The organism is Pseudomonas sp. 37 R 15, from assembly GCF_900004865.1.
Classification (GTDB): Bacteria; Pseudomonadota; Gammaproteobacteria; order Pseudomonadales; family Pseudomonadaceae; genus Aquipseudomonas; species Aquipseudomonas fluorescens_AM.
Genome location: NZ_CVTV01000022.1, coordinates 101,340 through 122,630 on the forward strand (window position 1 = coordinate 101,340; position 21,291 = coordinate 122,630).

At 61.9% G+C, this 21,291-nt stretch carries 21 protein-coding genes; 14 read left to right on the forward strand and 7 right to left on the reverse strand.

What is annotated here, in order from left to right:
* Positions 1-297: 297 nt before the first annotated feature.
* The 7 genes from puuE to BFQ04_RS07535 all read left to right on the forward strand — a co-directional run bounded on the left by puuE (position 298) and on the right by BFQ04_RS07535 (position 7,273).
* Complete coding sequence (gene puuE / locus BFQ04_RS07505) at positions 298-1,224, forward strand: allantoinase PuuE (protein WP_065950260.1); 927 nt, start codon at positions 298-300, stop codon at positions 1,222-1,224.
* Complete coding sequence (gene uraD, locus BFQ04_RS07510) at positions 1,221-1,736, forward strand: 2-oxo-4-hydroxy-4-carboxy-5-ureidoimidazoline decarboxylase (RefSeq protein WP_065950261.1); 516 nt, start codon at positions 1,221-1,223, stop codon at positions 1,734-1,736. The genes puuE and uraD overlap by 4 nt, the downstream gene beginning before the upstream one ends.
* A 41-nt stretch (positions 1,737-1,777) precedes the next feature.
* The gene (alc, locus tag BFQ04_RS07515) at positions 1,778-2,773 is read left to right on the forward strand and encodes an allantoicase (protein ID WP_065950262.1); all 996 of its coding nucleotides are present in this window, start codon (positions 1,778-1,780) and stop codon (positions 2,771-2,773) included.
* A 124-nt stretch (positions 2,774-2,897) separates the two neighbouring features.
* Positions 2,898-3,401: an ureidoglycolate lyase gene (locus tag BFQ04_RS07520; protein WP_065950263.1), complete on the forward strand. Its 504-nt coding sequence runs from the start codon at positions 2,898-2,900 to the stop codon at positions 3,399-3,401.
* Positions 3,402-3,452: 51 nt separating this feature from the next.
* Positions 3,453-4,736 carry a urate hydroxylase PuuD gene (locus BFQ04_RS07525; RefSeq protein WP_065894001.1) on the forward strand — a complete coding sequence of 428 codons (1,284 nt, stop codon included), beginning with the start codon at positions 3,453-3,455 and terminating at the stop codon, positions 4,734-4,736.
* Between the two features lie 176 nt (positions 4,737-4,912).
* On the forward strand, positions 4,913-6,259 hold the full coding sequence (locus BFQ04_RS07530; RefSeq protein ID WP_065950264.1) for a nucleobase:cation symporter-2 family protein: 1,347 nt from the start codon (positions 4,913-4,915) through the stop codon (positions 6,257-6,259).
* A gap of 228 nt (positions 6,260-6,487) precedes the next feature.
* Entirely contained in the window at positions 6,488-7,273 is a 786-nt protein-coding gene (locus tag BFQ04_RS07535) for an outer membrane protein OmpK (RefSeq protein ID WP_065950265.1), read from the forward strand.
* Between the two features lie 62 nt (positions 7,274-7,335).
* On the opposite strand, the gene BFQ04_RS07540 is transcribed toward BFQ04_RS07535, so the two are convergent.
* Both BFQ04_RS07540 and BFQ04_RS07545 read right to left on the reverse strand, forming a co-directional pair.
* Positions 7,336-8,466 (reverse strand): patatin-like phospholipase family protein, encoded by a 1,131-nt coding sequence (locus tag BFQ04_RS07540; protein ID WP_065950266.1) that lies wholly within the window; start codon positions 8,464-8,466, stop codon positions 7,336-7,338.
* Positions 8,467-8,495: 29 nt separating this feature from the next.
* Positions 8,496-9,431 (reverse strand): lipid A biosynthesis lauroyl acyltransferase, encoded by a 936-nt coding sequence (locus tag BFQ04_RS07545; RefSeq protein WP_065950267.1) that lies wholly within the window; start codon positions 9,429-9,431, stop codon positions 8,496-8,498.
* A gap of 119 nt (positions 9,432-9,550) precedes the next feature.
* Here BFQ04_RS07545 and minC point away from each other — a divergent pair, with 119 nt between their 5' ends.
* The 7 genes from minC (at position 9,551) to BFQ04_RS07575 (ending at position 16,387) form a co-directional block, all read left to right on the forward strand.
* Positions 9,551-10,288 carry a septum site-determining protein MinC gene (gene minC, locus BFQ04_RS07550; RefSeq protein ID WP_065950268.1) on the forward strand — a complete coding sequence of 246 codons (738 nt, stop codon included), beginning with the start codon at positions 9,551-9,553 and terminating at the stop codon, positions 10,286-10,288.
* A 201-nt stretch (positions 10,289-10,489) separates the two neighbouring features.
* Complete coding sequence (minD, locus tag BFQ04_RS07555) at positions 10,490-11,302, forward strand: septum site-determining protein MinD (protein WP_065887939.1); 813 nt, start codon at positions 10,490-10,492, stop codon at positions 11,300-11,302.
* A gap of 3 nt (positions 11,303-11,305) precedes the next feature.
* The gene (gene minE / locus BFQ04_RS07560; RefSeq protein ID WP_003175252.1) at positions 11,306-11,560 is read left to right on the forward strand and encodes a cell division topological specificity factor MinE; all 255 of its coding nucleotides are present in this window, start codon (positions 11,306-11,308) and stop codon (positions 11,558-11,560) included.
* Between the two features lie 96 nt (positions 11,561-11,656).
* Positions 11,657-12,292 carry an RluA family pseudouridine synthase gene (locus BFQ04_RS07565; protein WP_057721392.1) on the forward strand — a complete coding sequence of 212 codons (636 nt, stop codon included), beginning with the start codon at positions 11,657-11,659 and terminating at the stop codon, positions 12,290-12,292.
* 184 nt (positions 12,293-12,476) lie between these two features.
* Complete coding sequence (locus tag BFQ04_RS07570; protein ID WP_065887937.1) at positions 12,477-13,766, forward strand: M18 family aminopeptidase; 1,290 nt, start codon at positions 12,477-12,479, stop codon at positions 13,764-13,766.
* Positions 13,767-13,981: 215 nt separating this feature from the next.
* On the forward strand, positions 13,982-14,149 hold the full coding sequence (locus tag BFQ04_RS29620; RefSeq protein WP_162515424.1) for a hypothetical protein: 168 nt from the start codon (positions 13,982-13,984) through the stop codon (positions 14,147-14,149).
* Between the two features lie 66 nt (positions 14,150-14,215).
* A complete protein-coding gene (locus tag BFQ04_RS07575; protein ID WP_065950269.1) occupies positions 14,216-16,387 on the forward strand; it encodes a mechanosensitive ion channel family protein in 2,172 nt (723 codons plus the stop codon).
* A 44-nt stretch (positions 16,388-16,431) separates the two neighbouring features.
* Here BFQ04_RS07575 and BFQ04_RS07580 read toward each other — a convergent pair whose 3' ends face one another.
* The 5 genes from BFQ04_RS07580 to BFQ04_RS07600 form a co-directional block, all read right to left on the reverse strand.
* A complete protein-coding gene (locus BFQ04_RS07580; protein WP_065950270.1) occupies positions 16,432-16,653 on the reverse strand; it encodes an MbtH family protein in 222 nt (73 codons plus the stop codon).
* 82 nt (positions 16,654-16,735) lie between these two features.
* Positions 16,736-18,136 (reverse strand): aspartate aminotransferase family protein, encoded by a 1,401-nt coding sequence (locus tag BFQ04_RS07585; RefSeq protein WP_065950271.1) that lies wholly within the window; start codon positions 18,134-18,136, stop codon positions 16,736-16,738.
* 184 nt (positions 18,137-18,320) lie between these two features.
* Positions 18,321-19,088 (reverse strand): N-acetylmuramoyl-L-alanine amidase, encoded by a 768-nt coding sequence (locus tag BFQ04_RS07590; RefSeq protein ID WP_065950272.1) that lies wholly within the window; start codon positions 19,086-19,088, stop codon positions 18,321-18,323.
* A gap of 123 nt (positions 19,089-19,211) precedes the next feature.
* Positions 19,212-20,534 carry an ATP-binding protein gene (locus tag BFQ04_RS07595; protein WP_065950273.1) on the reverse strand — a complete coding sequence of 441 codons (1,323 nt, stop codon included), beginning with the start codon at positions 20,532-20,534 and terminating at the stop codon, positions 19,212-19,214.
* The gene (locus BFQ04_RS07600; protein WP_065950274.1) at positions 20,531-21,211 is read right to left on the reverse strand and encodes a response regulator; all 681 of its coding nucleotides are present in this window, start codon (positions 21,209-21,211) and stop codon (positions 20,531-20,533) included. Before BFQ04_RS07600 ends, BFQ04_RS07595 begins: the two co-directional genes overlap by 4 nt.
* Positions 21,212-21,291 lie beyond the last annotated feature (80 nt).

The window sequence follows — 21,291 nt, forward strand, 5'->3', positions numbered from 1 at the left end:
CGAGCTGGCTCGCGAAAAACTTCAACGATAACGCGGGCTTTCGAGATGAAAATGGCGCCCTCAGGTTTTTCGCGAGCAAGCTCGCTCCTACAGTGGAGTTTTTCGCCTTTAGCTGACCAGTCAGGCAAGTTTCTTGCAAGGCAGGACACGGAGACCGTCTAGAAAAAATGCAGAAATGCAGGCTTACAAAGTTTGCGATAAGTTGTATACAATCACTCATCGCTGTGACGCCACCCAGTCTTTCCACTGCCCGGCTGCCACACACATCTGCTACCACGCACAAGAAGGAAGACTGCAGTGAGCGCTGACTACCCACGCGACCTGATCGGTTACGGCAGTAACCCTCCTCACCCCCATTGGCCGGGCAAGGCACGCATCGCGCTGTCGTTCGTACTCAATTACGAAGAAGGCGGCGAGCGCAATATCCTGCACGGCGACAAAGAGTCCGAAGCGTTTCTCTCGGAAATGGTCTCGGCCCAGCCGCTGCAAGGCGCGCGCAACATGAGCATGGAGTCGCTGTACGAATACGGCAGCCGTGCCGGGGTGTGGCGCATCCTCAAGCTGTTCAAGGAATTCGATATTCCGCTGACCATCTTCGCCGTGGCCATGGCCGCCCAGCGCCATCCGGATGTGATCCGCGCCATGGTTGCCGCCGGCCACGAGATCTGCAGCCACGGCTACCGCTGGATCGACTACCAGTACATGGACGAGGCCCAGGAGCGCGAGCACATGCTCGAAGCGATCCGCATCCTCACCGAACTGACCGGCGAGCGCCCGCTGGGCTGGTACACCGGGCGCACCGGCCCCAACACCCGGCGCCTGGTGATGGAGGAAGGCGGCTTCCTGTACGACTGCGACACCTACGACGACGACCTGCCCTACTGGGAACCCAACACCCCCACGGGCAAGCCGCACCTGGTCATCCCTTATACCCTGGACACCAACGATATGCGCTTCACCCAGGTGCAGGGTTTCAACAAGGGCGATGACTTTTTCGAATACCTCAAGGATGCCTTCGACGTGCTGTACGCCGAAGGCGCCGAGGCGCCGAAGATGTTGTCCATCGGCCTGCATTGCCGCCTGATCGGTCGCCCGGCGCGCCTGGCTTCGCTCAAGCGCTTTATCGAGTACGCCAAGAGCCATGAACAAGTGTGGTTCACTCGCCGCGTCGACATCGCCCGTCACTGGCACGAAACCCACCCCTGCACGGGAGCGGCGAAATGACTGCGTTCAACACCGTCAAACCCTCGACCTTGAGCCGCGATGCGTTTGTCGCCGCCTTCGCCGATATCTACGAACACTCGCCATGGGTAGCCGAACAGGCTTACGACCTGGGCCAGGACGCGTCGATCGACCAGATCGAAACCCTGCACCAGCGCATGAGCGATATCCTGTTGAGCGCTGATCACACCCGCCAGTTGGCGCTGATCAACGCTCACCCGGACCTGGCCGGCCGTGCGGCCGTCCAGGGCCAACTGACCCAAGCCAGCACCGATGAACAGGCTGGCGCGGGGATTCACCAATGCACGGCCGAAGAGTTCTCGCGCTTCACCGAGCTGAACGAGGCCTACAAGGCCAAGTTCAAGTTTCCCTTCATCATGGCGGTAAAAGGCAGCAACCGGCACCAGATCCTCGCCGCGTTCGAAACGCGCATTCACAACTCTGCAGACGCTGAGTTCAAGTGCGCACTGGACGAGATCAACAAGATCGCGTTGTTCCGTTTATTGACCCTCTAAACGACCATCCCCAGCCACTCTATCCAAGGCAGACAAGAAGAATGAAAGCGCAACCCGTACCTTTCGAGAAGTTCGTCAACCTCGCCGACGCCCGCCTGGGCACCAAAATCATCTCGGTGACCGATGACTGGTTCGCCGACGCCAACCGCCTGTTCCAGCCGACCCCGGCTGTGTGGAAGGAGGGCGTTTTCGATGACAACGGCAAGTGGATGGACGGCTGGGAGTCGCGCCGCAAGCGCTTCGAAGGCTACGACAGCGCGGTGATCCGCCTGGGCGTGCCGGGTTCGATCAAAGGCGTGGACATCGACACTTCATTCTTCACCGGCAACTATCCGCCGTCGGCTTCCCTGGAAGCCTGCTTCCTGGCCTCGGGCGAGCCTGACGCCAATACCCAGTGGGTGGACGTGCTGTCGGCCGTCGAACTGCAAGGCAACAGCCATCACTACCACGAGATCAACAACGACCAGGCCTTCAGCCACCTGCGCTTCAACATCTACCCGGATGGCGGCGTGGCGCGTCTGCGTGTGTACGGCGTGCCGTTCCGTGACTGGTCCGCGGTGGGCGACAACGAACAGGTCGACCTGGCCGCCGCGCTCAATGGCGGTCGTGCCCTGGCCTGCTCCGATGAACACTTCGGCCGCATGAGCAACATCCTCAACCCGGGCCGTGGCATCAACATGGGCGACGGCTGGGAAACCGCGCGTCGGCGTACGCCAGGCAATGACTGGGTGATCGTCGCGCTGGGCCATCCGGGCGAGATCGAACAGATCATCGTCGATACCCTGCACTTCAAGGGCAACTACCCGGACACTTGCTCGATCCAGGGCGCGTTCGTCAAAGGCGGCACCGACAGCCAGATCGAGACCCAATCGCTGTTCTGGCGCGAACTGCTGCCGGCGCAGAAGCTGGAAATGCACGCTGAACACACGTTTGCCGAGCAGATCAAGGCGCTGGGGCCGATTACCCATATCCGCCTGAACGTGTTCCCGGATGGCGGTGTGAGCCGCCTGCGAGTATTGGGCAAAGTAGCCAGATAAGCGGTGACCCCATCGCAGGCAAGCCAGCTCCCACACTTGAATGTATTCACACATCAACTGTGGGAGGGGCTTGCCCCCGATAGCAATAGACCCGACAACACAGCATCCGGATAAGAAGACAGCCATGCGCACACTGATGATCGAACCCCTGACCAAAGAAGCCTTCGCCCCCTTCGGAGACGTTATCGAAACCGATGGCAGCGATCACTTCATGATCAACAATGGGTCGACCATGCGCTTTCACAAACTGGCCACGGTCGAAACGGCACAGCCCGAGGACCACGCCATCATCAGCATTTTCCGCGCCGACGCGCAGGACATGCCGCTGACCGTGTGCATGCTGGAACGACACCCGCTGGGCAGCCAGGCCTTCATTCCGCTGCTCGGCAACCCCTTTCTGATCGTGGTCGCGCCCCTTGGCGATGCACCTGTATCAGGCTTGGTCCGCGCCTTCGTCACCAACGGCAGGCAGGGCATCAATTACCATCGCGGCGTCTGGCACCATCCGGTGCTGACGATCGAAAAGCGGGATGACTTCCTGGTGGTTGATCGCAGTGGCACAGGCAATAACTGCGATGAGCATTTTTTCCAAGAGGATGAGCGTTTGATCCTCGCCCCCCACCAATAAGAGAAGGCCGGATCACCCGACAACAAGGGTGACAGGCGAGAGGTAAAGACTGTGGAAGCACATCTGTTGGAATGGCTGAACCTGAGCGTGCGCTGGGTTCACATGATCACTGGCGTCGCCTGGATCGGCGCTTCGTTCTACTTCGTCTGGCTGGAAAACAACCTCAATCGCGTCAACCCCAAAAGCGGCCTGGCCGGCGACTTGTGGGCAATCCACGGTGGCGGTATCTACCACCTGGAAAAGTACAAACTGGCCCCGCCGACCATGCCGGACAACCTGCACTGGTTCAAATGGGAAGCCTATTTCACCTGGATGTCGGGCGTCGCGCTGCTGTGCGTGGTGTTCTACTGGAACCCGACCTTGTACCTGCTGGCCCCCGGCAGCAGCCTCAGCGGCACCGAAGGCGTATTGCTGGGCATCGGCTCACTGTTCGCCGGCTGGTTCATCTATTCCTTTCTCTGCGACTCGGCCCTGGGCAAGCGCCCTGCCCTGCTCGGTCTGATCCTGTTCGTGCTGCTGATCGCGGCGGCCTATGGCTTCAGCAAAGTGTTCAGCGGCCGTGGCGCCTACCTGCATGTGGGTGCGGTGATCGGTACGATCATGGTCGGCAACGTGTTCCGCATCATCATGCCCGCCCAGCGCGCACTGGTGGCGGCCATTGCCGAGAACCGCACGCCCGACCCGGCACTGCCGGCCAAAGGCTTGCTGCGCTCACGGCACAACAACTACTTCACCTTGCCGGTGCTGTTCATCATGATCAGCAACCACTTCCCGAGCACCTACGGCAGCCAGTACAACTGGCTGATCCTGGCCGGGATCGCCGTGGCGGCGGTGTTGGTGCGGCACTACTTCAACACCCGGCATAACAGCCAGAAGTATGCCTGGACCTTGCCGGTGGGCGCGCTGGCGATGATCAGCCTGGCCTATGTGACCGGACCCAAGCCGGCGCCGGAAGTGGCCAAGGCACCTGCGGCGATCGAGTACCAGCCGTTGCCGGAAACCGCCCTGGGCGGTGGCTTGAAACCGGCTGCGCCCGCCGCACCGGCCGCTGAACCGGCACCGGCCCAGGCCGGCACCGACTTCGGCCAGGTGCACCACGTGATCGAACAACGCTGCACGGTGTGCCACTCGGCCAAACCCACCAGCCCGTTGTTCAGCACCGCCCCGGCGGGCGTGATGTTCGACACACCGGAGCAGATCCAGCAGCAGGCTGCACGCATTCAGGCGCAGGCCGTGGCGAGCCAAATCATGCCGTTGGGCAACATTACTCAAATGACCCAGCAGGAGCGGGATCTGATCGGCACCTGGATCAATCAAGGGGCCCGCACCAACTGACTGATTCACAGAGATCCAATGTGGGAGGGGGCTTGCCCCCGATTGCAGTGTGCCAGGCAGCACACCTGTAACTGATCAACCGCCATCGGGGGCAAGCCCCCTCCCACATTTGGTACTGCAGTGTTTTGAATATTGCGCTCCACACAACACAACAATAAAAAGATCCGAGGTGTTGCATGTCCCAGTTAGAAACGCAGACTCCTGCCGCGCCCGCCATGGTGCGGCTCCCCCTCTTGCAACTGATTCTGGTAGGCCTGCAACACGTCTTGCTGATGTACGGCGGCGCTGTCGCCGTCCCCTTGATCATCGGCCAGGCTGCGGGCTTGAGCCGTGAAGAAATCGCCTTCCTGATCAACGCCGACCTGTTGGTCGCCGGCATCGCCACCGTCGTGCAGTCGGTCGGCATCGGCCCGGTGGGTATTCGCATGCCGGTGATGATGGGCGCCAGTTTCGCCGCCGTCGGCAGCATGGTCGCCATGGCGGGCATGCCCGGTATCGGGTTGCAGGGCATCTTCGGCGCGACCATCGCCGCCGGGTTCTTCGGCATGCTCATCGCCCCCTTCATGTCCAAGGTGGTGCGCTTTTTCCCGCCGCTGGTGACCGGTACGGTGATTACCGCCATCGGTTTGTCGCTGTTTCCGGTGGCCGTGAACTGGGCCGGTGGCGGCAGCGCGGCCGCTACGTTCGGCTCGCCGGTGTACCTGGCAGTGGCCGCGCTGGTGCTGGCCACTATCCTGCTGATCAACCGTTTCATGCGCGGCTTCTGGGTGAACATCTCGGTGCTGATCGGCATGGGCCTGGGTTATGCATTGTGCGGCGTTATCGGCATGGTCGACCTCAGCGGCCTGGCCCAGGCGCCGTGGGTGCAGGTGGTGACGCCGCTGCACTTCGGCATGCCCAGGTTCGAGCTGGCGCCCATTTTGTCGATGTGCCTGGTGGTGGTGATCATCTTTGTCGAATCCACCGGCATGTTCCTCGCCCTGGGCAAGATCACCGGCCAGGAGGTCACGCCAAGGATGCTGCGTCGCGGCCTGCTGTGTGATGCCGGCGCGTCATTCTTCGCCGGGTTCTTCAACACCTTCACCCACTCCTCGTTCGCGCAGAATATCGGCCTGGTGCAGATGACCGGCGTGCGCTGCCGCTCGGTGACAATCATGGCCGGAGTGTTTTTGATTGTGCTGAGCCTGTTGCCCAAGGCCGCCTACCTGGTTGCCTCGATTCCGCCGGCGGTACTGGGCGGCGCGGCCATTGCCATGTTCGGCATGGTGGCGGCGACCGGTATCAAGATCCTGCAGGAAGCCGACATCGCCGACCGGCGCAACCAGTTGCTGGTGGCGGTAAGCATCGGCATGGGCCTGATCCCGGTGGTGCGCCCGGAATTCTTCGCGCAATTGCCGGTGTGGATGAGCCCGATCACCCACAGTGGCATCGCCATGGCCACGCTCAGCGCGTTGTCGCTGAATATCCTGTTCAACATTCTCGGCGGTGCCGAGCGCCCTGCCGTTGAGCACGCCCACACCTGACGCATGCCCCATTGTCGCCCTGTGCGCGCTGTAACGGCGCACTTGAGCCCCGACGTGGGAGCCAGTATTCTCCGCGCCCGCTTGAATCGACGGTTTCTTACCGCCTTGGCGCGGCTTTTGCTGTAGCCATAAAGCTGACCAATCAGACGAGTTTTTCAGCAAATCCAAAGGCGCCGCCTCAGAGCGCCACATTAGAAAAAACATAAAACTTTAACTCGGGAGCACCGAATGAAACCTATGTTCAAAGGCCTGATGCTGGCGGGATCCCTGCTGGCCGGTGGTCAAGCCGTGGCCGGTGATGTGTTGCAGTGGCAAAACAACAGCCTGACGTATCTGTGGGGCAAGAGCTTTACCGTCAACCCGCAGATCCAGCAAACCGTCACCTTCGAGCATGCGGACGCGTGGACGTACGGCGACAACTTCTTCTTCCTCGACCGCATCTTCTACAACGGCAAGGAAGACGGCAACGTCGGTCCGAATACCTACTACGGCGAGTTCAGCCCGCGTTTGTCGTTCGGCAAAATCCTCGACAAGGACCTGTCATTCGGCCCGATCAAAGATGTCTTGCTGGCCTTCACTTACGAGTTCGGCGAAGGCGATAACGAGTCGTACCTGCTGGGCCCGGCGTTTGACTTGAATATTCCGGGTTTCGACTACTTCCAGTTGAACTTCTACCAGCGCCAGACCGAGGGCAACCGCCCGGGTGACGGCGTGTGGCAGATCACTCCGGTGTGGTCGTACACCATTCCCGTGGGCAGCTCCGATGTCTTGATCGACGGGTTCATGGACTGGGTGGTGGACAACGACAAGAACGCCCGTGGCACCTATCACGCCAACCTGCACTTCAACCCGCAGGTCAAATATGACCTGGGCAAGGCGCTGCATTGGGGCGACAAACAGCTGTATGTGGGTTTTGAATACGACTATTGGAAGAACAAGTACGGGATCGAGGACTCGGGGGCGTTCAAGACGACCCAGGACACGGCAAGCTTCCTGGTCAAGTACCACTTCTGATCAAGCACCGCAGTTCAAATGTGGGAGGGGGCAAGCCCCCTCCCACATTCAGCTCTCCCCATTCAGTTCTGCGTCAGCCCGAGGAATCGGATGATTTCCTCACGCTTGGCCAGTGCATCCTTACGCCCCAATTCGATCAGTTCGCTGCAATACCCCGCCTCGAACAGCAAGTAACTCAACACCCCCGCCCCACTGGTTTTGGTCGCCCCAGGCCCACGCAGGAACACGCGCAACGCCGCCGGCAATTCCTGGCGATGGCGTGCCGCGATTTCGTCGATCGGCTGGCTGGGCGCAATCACCAGCACTTCCACGGCCGCCAGATCGGGCGAGACATCGCTGAATTGATTCAAGCGCTCCAGCAATTCGATATCGCTTTCCAGGCTGTCAATGAACGTGCTGTTGAGCATGTGCCCGCCGATCTGCGCCAGGGTCGGCTCCTGGCCGGTATAGGTGCGCGGCATCGAGGGTTCATTGCCGCGCGGGTTACCGCTGACGCCTACCACCAGCACGCGGCTGGCGCCCAGGTGCAGCGCCGGGCTGATCGGGGCCGACTGACGCACGGCGCCATCACCGAAGTATTCCTGGTCAAGTTTGACCGGGGCGAACAGCAGGGGAATCGCCGAGCTGGCCAGCAAATGTTCCACTGTGAGTTGCGTCGGCACGCCGATGCGCCGATGGCGCAGCCAGGCGTCGATGGTCGCGCCGCTTTGATAGAAGGTCACCGCTTGCCCGGATTCATAGCCGAATGCGGTGACCGCCACGGCGTGCAGATGTTTACGCTGGATGGCTTCGTCGATGCCCGCCAGATGCAGTTTGTCCTGCAACAAATCGCGCAGCGGTGCACTGTCGAGCAACGCCACCGGAAACCGCCTGCCCAGGCCCAGCAGGCTATGAAAGAGAAAGCGACTGGCCTGGCGAATCACGCCCGGCCAGTCGCTGCGCAGTACCAGATGGCTGCGAAAGCCCTGCCAGAACGCGGTGAGGCGTTGGACAGCGGCGGTGAAGTCAGTCGCGCCACTGGCCAGGGTGACCGCATTGATCGCCCCGGCCGACGTGCCGACGATCACCGGAAAGGGATTGGGCGCCCCCGGCGGCAGCAACTCGGCAATCGCCGCCAACACCCCTACCTGATACGCCGCACGCGCCCCGCCGCCGGAAAGAATCAAGCCTGTGACCGGTTCAGCTGGGCGCATTGCGTCACTCCATGTGGGAAAGGTATGCCTTACCGACGGCGTTTTTCGTACAGCTTGGGTTCGCCCGGTGGCCGGCTCTTGAAGCGGCGATGGGTCCACAGGTATTGCTCGGGGCAGTCGCGCACCGAGGCTTCGACCCACTGGTTGATGCGCAGGCAATCGATTTCGTCGGTTTCCCCTGGGAAGTCGGTCAACGGCGCATGAATCACCAGACGGTAGCCGCTGCCATCGGCCAGGCGCTCCTGGGTGAATGGCACCACCAAGGCCTTGCCCAGACGCGCAAACTTGCTGGTGGCCGTGACAGTGGCGGCCTGGATGCCGAACAGCGGCACGAAGATACTTTGCTTGGCGCCGTAGTCCTGGTCCGGCGCGTACCAGATCGCACGGCCGGCGCGCAGCAGCTTGAGCATGCCGCGCACATCGTCGCGCTCCACTGCCAGGGAATCGAGGTTGTGGCGTTCGCGACCACGGCGCTGGATAAAGTCGAACAGCGGGTTGCCGTGCTCGCGGTACATGCCATCGATGGTGTGCTTCTGCCCAAGCAGGGCAGCGCCGATTTCAAGCGTGGTGAAATGCAGGGCCATCAGAATCACGCCCTTGCCCTCCAGATGCGCCTGCCTCAGATGCTCCAGACCCTCGACATGGGCCAGGCGTGCCAGACGCGGCTTGGGCCACCACCAGCTCATCGCCATCTCGAAAAAGGCGATACCGGTGGAGGCAAAATTTTCCTTGAGCAGGCGTTTGCGCGCTTGGGCGGACTTTTCCGGAAAGCACAGTTCAAGGTTGCGTGCCGCAATACGGCGACGCTCACCGGCCACGCGGTACATGCCCGCGCCCAGCAGGCGACCAATGGTCAGCAGCACGCGGTACGGCAGTTGGGTGACCAGCCACAACAGGCCCAGCCCCAGCCATAACGGCCAAAAACGCGGGTGAAGAAATACAGCTCGAAAACGCGGGCGATCCATTACAGATTCCGGTAAAGACAAGGGCCGCGCATTCTACAACGGTTCGACTCGGCTTGCGGCGGGTGAGTGTTCTCGTTATAAGTCTCGACACTTTTCGTGACAAGCCGCTTTCGCCGACCATGAGCCAAACCGAACCGCTAGACCAAGATCCCGTGTTCCAGCTGAAAGGCAGCATGCTCGCCATTACCGTGCTGGAACTGGCCCGCAATGACCTCGATGCCCTCGACCGCCAACTGGCCGCCAAGGTCGCCCTGGCGCCGAATTTTTTCAACAATGCCCCGCTGGTGCTGGCCCTGGACAAACTGCCAGCAGGCCAAGGCGCCATCGACCTGCCCGGGCTGATGCGCGTGTGCCGCTCCCACGGCCTGCGTACCCTGGCGATTCGCGCCAGCCGTATCGAAGACATCGCCGCCGCCATCGCCATTGAACTGCCAGTACTGCCGCCGTCCGGTGCACGCGAGCGTCCGCTCGAACCATCGGTCGGTGAAGAGAAGAAAAAACCGGAAAAACCACCTGAACCCTTGATCAGGCCAACAAAGATCATCACCTCGCCCGTACGCGGCGGGCAGCAGATTTACGCCCAGGGCGGCGACCTGGTGGTGGTCTCCTCGGTCAGCCCTGGCGCGGAACTTCTCGCCGATGGCAACATCCATGTATACGGCCCGATGCGCGGCCGTGCCCTGGCCGGCATCAAGGGTGATACCAAGGCGCGTATTTTCTGCCAGCAGTTGACCGCTGAACTGGTTTCCATCGCGGGTCAGTACAAGGTTTCCGAAGATCTGCGTCGTGATCCGCTGTGGGGCGGTTCGGTACAGGTCAACCTGTCGGGCGATGTGTTGAACATCATCCGTCTTTAACGGATACTGCCGCATTTTCCAAGCATCTCTAGACTCTGATAGCAAAGCGAAACTGGCAATACTTGCGTAGGACTATTTGGAAGTTGGCGTTTCCCCTGGGCAAACCCTGGCTTTTTCCCTACAAAGGCTGTCCGCCTGCAGCGAGTTTCAAGAGATGTTTTTCAGGGACTGAACGTCCTTTTTCCTTAGGGGTGAAACACCTTGGCCAAGATTCTCGTGGTTACATCCGGCAAGGGTGGTGTGGGTAAGACCACCACCAGCGCCGCTATCGGTACCGGCCTCGCTTTGCGCGGCCACAAGACAGTCATCGTCGACTTCGACGTCGGTTTGCGTAACCTCGACCTGATCATGGGCTGCGAACGCCGCGTGGTGTACGACTTCGTCAACGTGGTGAACGGCGAAGCCAACCTGCAGCAGGCCCTGATCAAGGACAAGCGCCTTGAGAACCTGTACGTGCTGGCCGCCAGCCAGACCCGTGACAAAGACGCGCTGACCAAGGAAGGCGTAGGCAAAGTCCTCGCCGAGCTGAAAGAAACCTTCGAATACGTGGTGTGCGATTCCCCCGCCGGTATCGAAACCGGCGCTCACCTGGCGATGTACTTCGCCGATGAAGCCATCGTGGTGACCAACCCGGAAGTGTCCTCGGTACGTGACTCCGACCGCATGCTCGGCCTCCTGGCCAGCAAGTCCAAGCGCGCCGAAGAAGGCCAGGACCCGATCAAGGAACACCTGCTGCTGACCCGCTACAACCCTGAGCGTGTCAGCAATGGCGAAATGCTCGGCGTTGAAGACGTCAAGGACATCCTCGCCGTGACCCTGCTGGGTGTGATCCCGGAATCCCAGGCCGTCCTGAAGGCTTCCAACCAGGGCGTGCCAGTGATTCTCGACGACCAGAGCGACGCCGGCCAGGCGTACAGCGATGCCGTTGATCGTTTGCTGGGCAAGACCGTGGAACACCGCTTCCTCGATGTGAAGAAGAAGGGATTCTTCGAGCGTATCTTTGGAGGCAACTAAACAATGAAATTTCTCGACTTCTTTCGCGCCAACAAAAAACCCAGTACCGCATCGGTCGCGAAAGAGCGTCTACAGATCATCGTGGCGCACGAACGCGGCCAACGCAGTACCCCGGACTACCTGCCAGCCTTGCAGAAGGAACTGGTCGAGGTGATCCGCAAGTACGTCAATATCGGTAACGATGACGTGCATGTCGCCCTGGAAAATGACGGCAGCTGCTCGATTCTGGAACTCAATATCACCCTGCCTGATCGTTGATCGAACAGGCGGCCGCCACGGCGGCTCGGTCACCTTGATCCCTTGCCGGGAACCGGGTGGGCGAGCCGCCGTTGGCGTTTGTTACGAGGCTGTTTAATGCCGCTGTCCAACATCCATATCCTGCATCAGGACGACGCTGTCCTGGTGGTGAACAAGCCGACCCTGCTGCTCTCGGTGCCGGGCCGCGCCGACGACAACAAGGACTGCCTGATCACCCGCCTGCAGGAAAACGGCTACCCCGAAGCCCGCATCGTCCATCGGCTCGACTGGGAAACGTCCGGCATTATCCTGCTGGCCCGGGACGCGGATAGCCACCGCGAACTGTCCCGCCAGTTTCACGACCGCGAAACAGAAAAGGCCTACACCGCCTTGGCGTGGGGCCAGCCGGAACTGGACAGCGGCAGCATCGACTTGCCCTTGCGCTATGACCCACCGACCAAGCCACGCCATGTGGTGGATCACGAATTCGGCAAACATGCGCTGACCTTCTGGAAAGTGCTGGAGCGTTGCGGCGACTGGTGCCGCGTGGAACTGACGCCGATCACCGGGCGTTCGCACCAGTTGCGCGTACACATGCTGTCGATCGGCCACCCGCTGTTGGGTGACGGCCTGTATGCCCACGAACAGGCTCTGGCTGCCTGGCCGCGCCTGTGCCTGCACGCGAGCATGCTCAGCTTCACTCATCCGCAAAGCGGCGAACGCCTGCGCTTCGAGTGCCCAGCCCCCTTTTAAGTTGTGAATGCAGTCAAATGTGGGAGGGGGCTTGCCCCCGATAGCAGTGGATCAGTCACCAGATGCAGTGACTGGAACTCCGCCATCGGGGGCAAGCCCCCTCCCACATTTTGTTCTGTGTCAGTTCTCGACACCGAGTCAAATCAATACGGTAAACTCCGCGCATTGCTGTCTGGAGCTATTTATGCGCGAAGCGTTGAATCAAGGCCTGATCGACTTCCTCAAGGCCTCCCCTACTCCTTTTCATGCCACAGCCGCCCTCGCCCAGCGCCTGGAAGCGGCCGGTTACCAGCGTCTCGACGAGCGCGACACCTGGACCACCGAGGCCAACGGTCGCTATTACGTGACCCGTAACGACTCCTCGATCATCGCCTTCAAACTGGGCCGCCACTCGCCGCTGCAAGACGGAATTCGCATGGTCGGCGCCCACACCGACAGCCCATGCCTGCGGGTCAAGCCGCAGCCCGAGCTGCAGCGCCAGGGTTTCTGGCAGTTGGGCGTGGAAGTCTATGGCGGCGCCTTGCTGGCCCCGTGGTTCGACCGCGACCTGTCCCTGGCCGGCCGTGTGACGTTCCGGCGCGATGGCAAGGTCGAAAGCCAACTGATCGACTTCAAGCTGCCGATCGCGATCATTCCCAACCTGGCCATTCACCTGAACCGTGAGGCCAACCAGGGGTGGGCGATCAATGCCCAGACCGAACTGCCGCCGATCCTCGCGCAATTTGCCGGTGACGAGCGCGTGGACTTTCGTGCCGTGCTTACCGAGCAACTGGCGCGCGAGCATGGGCTCAATGCCGACGTGGTGCTCGACTACGAGCTGAGCTTCTACGACACCCAAAGCGCAGCAGTAATTGGCCTGAACGGCGACTTCATCGCCGGCGCACGCCTGGACAACCTGCTGTCGTGCTATGCCGGGCTGCAGGCGCTGCTCACCAGCGACACCGAAGAAACCTGCGTGCTGGTGTGCAACGATCACGAAGAAGTCGGCTCCTGCTCGGCGTGCGGCGCCGATGGCCCGATGCTGGAACAGACCCTGCGCCGCCTGCTGCCGGAAGGTGAGGAATTCGTACGCACCATTCAGAAATCCCTCTTGGTGTCTGCCGACAACGCCCACGGCGTGCACCCGAACTACGCCGAGAAACACGACGCCAACCACGGCCCCAAGCTCAACGCCGGCCCGGTGATCAAGGTCAACAGCAACCAGCGCTACGCCACCAACAGCGAAACCGCCGGGTTCTTCCGCCACCTGTGCATGGCCCAGGAAGTACCGGTGCAGAGCTTTGTAGTGCGCAGCGATATGGGCTGCGGCTCGACGATAGGCCCCATCACCGCCAGCCACCTGGGCGTACGTACGGTGGACATCGGCCTGCCGACGTTTGCCATGCACTCCATTCGGGAGCTGTGCGGCAGTCATGACCTGGCGCATCTGGTGAAGGTGTTGGGTGCGTTTTATGCCAGTCGTGACCTGCCCTGATCTGCCAGGCTAACTCGGTCAAATGTGGGAGGGGGCTTGCCCCCGATGCGGTGGATCAGTCAATAGATGTACTGACTGACACACTGCTATCGGGGGCAAGCCCCCTCCCACATTAGGTTTGGCGTACACCTGATCTGCGTCACCGACACTTTTAATAATCCGACCTAGACTTGTCAGAACTTCCACTCCGACAAGGCCGTCGCCTGATGATCTCCATGTCCTCTTTCCACGCCATGCTTATCCCCATCCTGATCGGCATGATCATGCTCGCCGCCGGCTTCAACTTTCGTGACAACCCCCTTGGCGTGTTCGGCATGTGGATCGGTATGCTGCTGATTCTCGGCACCGTGGTGTACAAGATCCTCGCCAAATTGGCGCAATGACACTCGCATCTGGCATAGCGGCCTCGTACACTCGGTCAATTCATCGCTTTCAAGGTTGACCGCCTCGTGCTTTCCCGTCTGTGTGCCCTGCCCCGCTACCTGCTGATCACCCTGCTCATGCTCCTGCCGCTGACGTCCGCCCAGGCTGTCGGCTTGCCCGGGATGCTGGGCGGCTCCAACAAGGCCCAACCCCAGGCCGAGGTGCCCCTGGGGCAGTCGCTGGACGAGGTGATCAAGACCCTGGAGAACGACCAGCAGCGCACCCAACTGCTGAGCGACTTGAAAAAGCTGCGCGCCGCCACGCAAAAAGCCCAACCGGCGGCCGAACTCGGTGTGCTCGGACTGATTGGCAGCACGTTGTCGGGCTTTGAACAGCAGTTCTCCGGCGCCGACAGCCCGCTGGGCCGCTGGGCCAATGAAGTCGACCTGGCCAGGGATGAACTCGGCGCGCTGATGCTGCCCGCCAACGAATGGTTGCCGATCATCTTTGGTTTTGCGGTGATCCTGGCGGTGTGGAGCCTGCTGGCTGCCGCGCTGATCTGGCTCAGCCACCGCGTGCGCGAGCGCTTCGGCCTGCCCGAGGAACTGCCGCAACACCCGCGCACCTGGGACATGCTGCGCTTTGCCCTGCGCAAGTTGGGCCCGTGGCTCATCGCCTTGGTGATCACGGTCTACCTGAGCTACGCCCTGCCTTCGTCCCTGGGCAAGTCCCTGGCGATGGTGCTGGCTTACGCGCTGGTGGTCGGCACCTGTTTCTCGGCGATCTGCGTGATTGCCTTCTCCGTGCTCGACGGCCCGCACCGCCACCGCGCCCTGTATATCCTGCGCCACCAGGCCTTCCGCCCGCTGTGGTGGATCGGCAGTTTTGCCGCCTTTGGCGAAGCCTTGAGCGACCCGCGGCTGGTCGCGGCGCTCGGCCAGCACCTGGCCCACACCGCCGCGACCGTCGCCAATGTCATGGCCGCGCTGTCCACCGGCGTCTTCATCCTGCGGTTTCGCCGGCCGATTGCGCACCTGATCCGCAACCAGCCGCTGTCGCGCCGTTTGACGCGTCGCGCCCTCACCGACACCCTCTCGATCATCGGCACCTTCTGGTACTTGCCGGCGTTGTTGCTGGTGGGCATTTCGCTGTTCGCCACCTTCCTCTCCGCCGGCGACAGCAGCACCGCCCTGCGCCAGTCGCTGCTGTGCACGGTGCTGCTGGTGTTGTGCATGGTGATCAACGGGCTGGTGCGACGCCACGCCCTCAGACCGCAACGCGGACACAAGCGCCATGCGCTGTACTCCGACCGCCTGAAAAACTTCGTTTACACCCTGGTGCATCTGGTGGTGTGGCTGGTGTTTATCGAGTTGGGGCTGCGGGTCTGGGGCCTGTCGATGATTCGCTTTACCGAAGGCGATGGCCATGAAGTCAGCGTCAAGCTGTTCGGCCTGGGCGGGACCCTGCTGTTCGCCTGGCTGATCTGGATCCTCAGCGACACCGCGATTCACCATGCCCTGACCCGCTCACGCAAAGGCCTGGCCAATGCGCGGGCGCAGACCATGATGCCGCTGATCCGCAACGTGCTGTTCGTGACCATCTTTATCATTGCCGCCATCGTCGCCCTGGCGAACATGGGCATGAACGTCACACCGCTGCTGGCCGGTGCGGGTGTCATCGGTATCGCCATCGGTTTTGGTGCGCAGTCACTGGTGGCGGACTTGATCACGGGCCTGTTCATCATTATCGAAGACTCCCTGGCCATCGATGACTACGTGGACGTCGGCGGCCACTTGGGCACTGTCGAAGGCCTGACCATTCGTACCGTGCGCCTGCGCGATATCGACGGCATCGTGCACACCATTCCGTTCAGCGAAATCAAGAGCATCAAGAACTATTCCCGCGAGTTCGGCTACGCGATATTCCGCGTGGCGATCCCCTACAACATGGAGATCGACGACGCGATCAAGCTGATGCGCGATGTCGGCCAGGCCATGCGTAATGACCCGCTGCAACGCCGCAATATCTGGTCGCCGCTGGAGATCCAGGGTGTGGAGAGTTTTGAATCAGGCAGCGCCATCCTGCGCGCGCGGTTCAAGACTGCGCCGATCAAGCAATGGGAAGTGTCGCGGGCGTTCAACCTGTCGCTCAAGCGGCACCTGGATGAAGCCGGGCTTGACCTGGCGACACCGCGCTTAAGCGTGCAGGTGGTGACGGGGGGACAGGAGAAAGAAAGGCCTGAAGTCAACGCGAATTAATTGTGGGAGGGGGCTTGCCCCTCCCATATTCTGATCGGCGGTGTTCAGGCGAGTGAAGCGCCATCCATCTTTTGACGCAAGCTCAGCGGACGCATATCCGTCCAGTTCTCTTCGATATAGGCCAGGCACTCTTTCTTCATGCCGCTCTTGCCCACGGTGCGCCAGCCCTCCGGCACGGCCTTGTAGTCGGGCCAGATCGAATATTGCTCTTCGTGGTTGACCACTACCTGAAACAGGATGTCGTCGCGGTCAAATACTGAGGTCATTGCTGTTCTCCGTCGCTCAAAGGCCGGCCGCGCACCATGCGCAGCACTGATATCTGTAGAAACGTATCAAGGGCCAGGAAAATTAGACGCTGGCGACCGCTGCCGCCAGGGCGCGCCCGAAGATCTCGGCGACGCGGTCGATCTCGGCGGCGGTGATCACCAGCGGCGGCAGGAAGCGCACCACACTGCCATGCCGCCCACCCAGCTCGAGGATCAGGCCGCGCTTGAGGCACTCACGTTGCAGCACAGGCGCGAGCTGGCGATGCACCGGCGGATGGCCCTGGATGTCGCGTGGGCCATTGGGGTCCACCAGTTCCACGCCGAGCATCAGCCCACGTCCGCGAATATCCCCCAGGTGCGCAAAGTCGCGCTGCAGGATATGCAGATGTTCGCCCAGGCGCTCGCCCATCGCCGCCGCGTGCGCGGCCACGTCGTGCTCCTTGAGGTAGCGCATCACCGCGGAACCGGCCGCCATCGCCATCTGGTTGCCACGGAAGGTCCCGGCATGCGCACCCGGCAGCCAAGTGTCGAGCCAGTCGCGGTACACCACCACCGCCAGCGGCAAGCTGCCACCAATGGCTTTGGACATCACCACCACGTCCGGGATGATCCCCGCGTGCTCGAAGGCAAACATTTTGCCGGTGCGGCCAAAGCCACTCTGGATCTCATCGACAATCAGCGCTACCCCTGCCTGTTCGGTAATGCGCCGCAAGCCGCGCAGCCAGTCGAGATCCGCCGGCACCACACCGCCCTCGCCCTGCACCACTTCGACAATCACCGCCGCTGGCAGCAACACGCCGGCTTCGGGATCGTTGAGCAGGTTTTCCAGATAATGCAGGTTGACCCGCACCCCTTCCGCGCCCCCCAGACCGAACGGGCAGCGGTAGTCGTAAGGGTATGGCAGAAATTGCACACCATTGGCGAGCAACGCGCCCAGGGGTTTCTTCGGCCCGAGGCTGCCCATCAGGCTCAACGCGCCCTGGCTCATGCCGTGATACCCCCCCTGGAACGACAACACCGTACTGCGCCCGGTGGCGGTGCGTACCAGCTTCAAGGCCGCTTCCACCGCATCGGTGCCGGTGGGGCCGCAGAACTGGATCTTCGCTTCCCGCGCCAGCTCCGGCGGTAACAGGCCGAACAGGTCCTGCACGAACTGATCCTTGACTGGCGTGGTCAGGTCCAGGGTGTGCAACGGCAACTCGTCGCTCAATACCTGTTGAATCGCCTGGATCACCACCGGGTGGTTATGTCCAAGGGCCAACGTGCCGGCGCCGGCCAGGCAATCGATGAAACTGCGGCCTTCCACGTCTTCCACGTAGATACCCTTGGCACGCTTGAGCGCCAGAGGGATGCGCCGCGGGTAGCTGCGGGCGTTGGATTCCTGCTGGCGCTGACGGGCCAGCAGCGGGGTTTCGTCGAACTGATAGAGCGTCTCGCTGGCGTGCACAGGCGCGGCTTCAATGGGGCTGGTAGCGACTGACATCTCTCGATCCCTCAATACACGGGTGATGGTGGTCATCCGTGGGGGTGGAAATGCGCACGGACTTCATGTTCTGAAGACGCATCAGCGAGAAGAGGATTTAGGGGGCGGTGGTGGCTAACTGATGAATGAAGATCCAAATGTGGGAGGGGGCAAGCCCCCTCCCACAGTTAAATTGCGCTCGGCTTCAGAGTCCCCGGTACTTTTCATTCAGCGCATACAGGATCGCGCAGGTCTCGGCATCCAGAAACCCGGCATACTCGCGCGCCCGAAAGTGCATCTGAAACGCCCGGGTGCGCTGTTCAAAGGCCTGGCGATTCCAGGCCGGTTTGTAGCCATAGCGCTGAAACGCCCGCTCGACTTCCACTTCCGGCGGCAAGCCCATGCAAAACCGGCGTTGGTACATCGCCCGAGCGGTTTCGTCAAACCAGGCCCCTATTCCGGCCTCATGCAGGCAGCGCCAGGGCAGACGAGGGCCCGGATCGCTCTTGCGCCAGTACGCCACATCCGAATGCCCGAGAATATCGACCGGGCCGATGTGCGGGTAACGCTCGAGAATGTCGCGCACCAACGCAATCAACACCCGCACCTGTTCCTCGCGATACGCGGGAAAAGTGAACACGCCTTTGTCGTCACGGGCCAGGTTGACGATTTCGATGCCGATCGCGCGGCTGTTGAGGTTATCCCGCCCGTCCCAATAGCTCGCCCCGGCATGCCAGGCACGCTTGTCCTCGCCCACCAGGCGAAACACGCGCAGTTCGTCATAGCCGGCGGCGCGATAGGCGGGTTCATCGGGATCGGGCAGCAGGTAGTGAGCGCTGACCCCATTCTGCGTCAGGGTGCGCAAGGACGATTTAAAGGGTGCCGCGGTGTAATGCAGGATCACCTGCCCCACGGGCTCGCCACTACGTTCGTTGAAATCCTTGGCAGGGAAACTGGTATCGATGACCAACATAAGATCCGTCCTTTTCAATACGGGCCGAATCATTCGGCCCGTTCAAGCACAAAAAAATTACCGCCATCCTGACGACTTGCAGGTCAGGCGGGCGGTAATTATTTGGCACTTGCACAAAAGCGATCAGCGTCGCAACGGCATGCCCAGGTCAACGCGCAGGCCATCGGCCTGGCTGTCGAATGTCAGCGAGCACGAGCAGCGCTGCACGATCGCCTGAACGATCGCCAGGCCCAGGCCACAGCCGTCGCTGCTGCCATTGCGCCAGAAGCGCTGGGTCAGGTATTGCAGGTCATCGCTGGAAATCTGCGTGCCATGGTCGCGCACGCGGAACACCACCTTGTCAGCGCTGGAGGACACTTTCAATTGCACCCGGGTATCGGCCGGGGTGTGGCGCAAGGCGTTGTCCAGCAGGTTGCGCAGGGCTGCCACGGCCAACCCCACGGGCATATCCACCGGCGTGTCGGCGAGGCTGTCCGCCAGGATCAGGTCGATGCGCGAATTGTCCCCGGCGTGGGCATCCTGGATCGCCAGGCGTGCGACTTCCTCGGCGCTGGACTGCAACCCATCGTCAAACGACAGGCTGCCCTCCACCCGTGCCAGCAGCAACAGTTGCTCCAGGGTGCGGTGCAGGCGGTCGGCGCCTTCCTCGGCATGAGCCAGGGACTGGTCACGCGCCGCGCCCTCGGTCATGCGCGCCACCTGCAGGTGCGTCTTGATCGCCGTCAGTGGGCTGCGCAGCTCATGGGCGGCGTCACCGGTGAGGCGGCGCTCGCGCTCGATGGTCTTGGCGATGCGTTGCAACAGCTGGTTCTGGGTGTCGAGCAATGGCTTGAGTTCGCTGGGCAGCGGATGGATCTGCAACGGTTCAAGGGAGTCGGCGCTGCGGCGCATCAAGGCGTCGCGCATGCGATTGAGCGGCACCAGACTCTGGCCGATGCCCAGCCACAGCAGGCACAGGCACCCCAGCAAGGCCACGCCGACCGGCACCGAGGCCGCCAGCAGGATCGACAGGTTCAGCGCCTCACGCTCTACCTGACGGTCGGCGGTGGTGATCAGCAGGTCGCCACGGGACAGGGTGAAACTGCGCCAGCCCACGCCGTCGATCACCTGATCGCGAAAACCGCTCTTGCGCGACTCCAACCCTTCATCCGGCGTGGTATGGCTGCGCGCCAGGATTTCGCCGTGCAGGGAACTGACCTGGCAAGCCATGCCCCCCGGTACGTTGAGTTGTTCGGCGCGCAAATGCGTGCCGACGCCGACGCTGGCCAGGCCCGGCATCTGTTCGGTCAGCCCGGCCACCATGCGCGCCGAGGCGACCAGCCGCTGGTCGAGGGAAAACATCATCTGGTTGCGCAGATCGTTGAGCATCCAGGCCGCCGCCAGGGCCCAGATCACTACAAAAGCGGCGCCGAGCTTGAACGTCAGGCGCAGGCGCAGGCTCTTCACGAAGCATCCTCTCCCGCATCGGCCGGGCCCAGGCGATAGCCGAGGCCGCGTACGGTCTCGACGATGCCGTTGCCCAATTTGCGCCGCAGGTGGTGGATGTGCACGTTCAGCGCGTTGCTTTCCAGTTCATCGTTGAACCCGTAGACGCTGTCCTTGAGCTGCTCACTGGACAACACCCGACCCTTGTTGTGCAGCAAGGCCTGCAACAGTGCTTGTTCACGGCGCGACAGGTCCACCGGCTGGCCACCCAGGAAGGTCTCGCGGCTGCTGGGGTCGTACGCCAGGCGGCCATGTTCGATCAGGTTGACACTGCGCCCCGCCACGCGGCGCAGCAGGGTTTGCAGGCGGGCGGCAAGTTCGCGCAGGTCGAAGGGCTTGAGCAGGTAGTCATCGGCCCCCGCCTGCAGACCGTCGACGCGGTTGGTCACCGAGTCACGCGCGGTGAGGATCAACACCGGGATTTCCAGGCCCTGGCTGCGCTGTTGCTGCAGCAGTTTCAGGCCGTCTTCGTCGGGCAGGCCGAGGTCGAGCACCATGATGTCGAAGGTCGCCGCCCTGAGCATCGCCCTGGCTGCCGCAACCGTGCCCACACGTTCGACCGTGAAGCCCTGCGCGGTGAGGCCGGCCACAATGCCGCTGGCGATCAGTTCGTCGTCTTCACAGACCAGTACGTGCATGCTGAACCCTTCATGAAAGATGCGGGCGATTAGAAAACGCACGGATTAAGCGCGCATTATGCCGCTAACTTCGCAACACC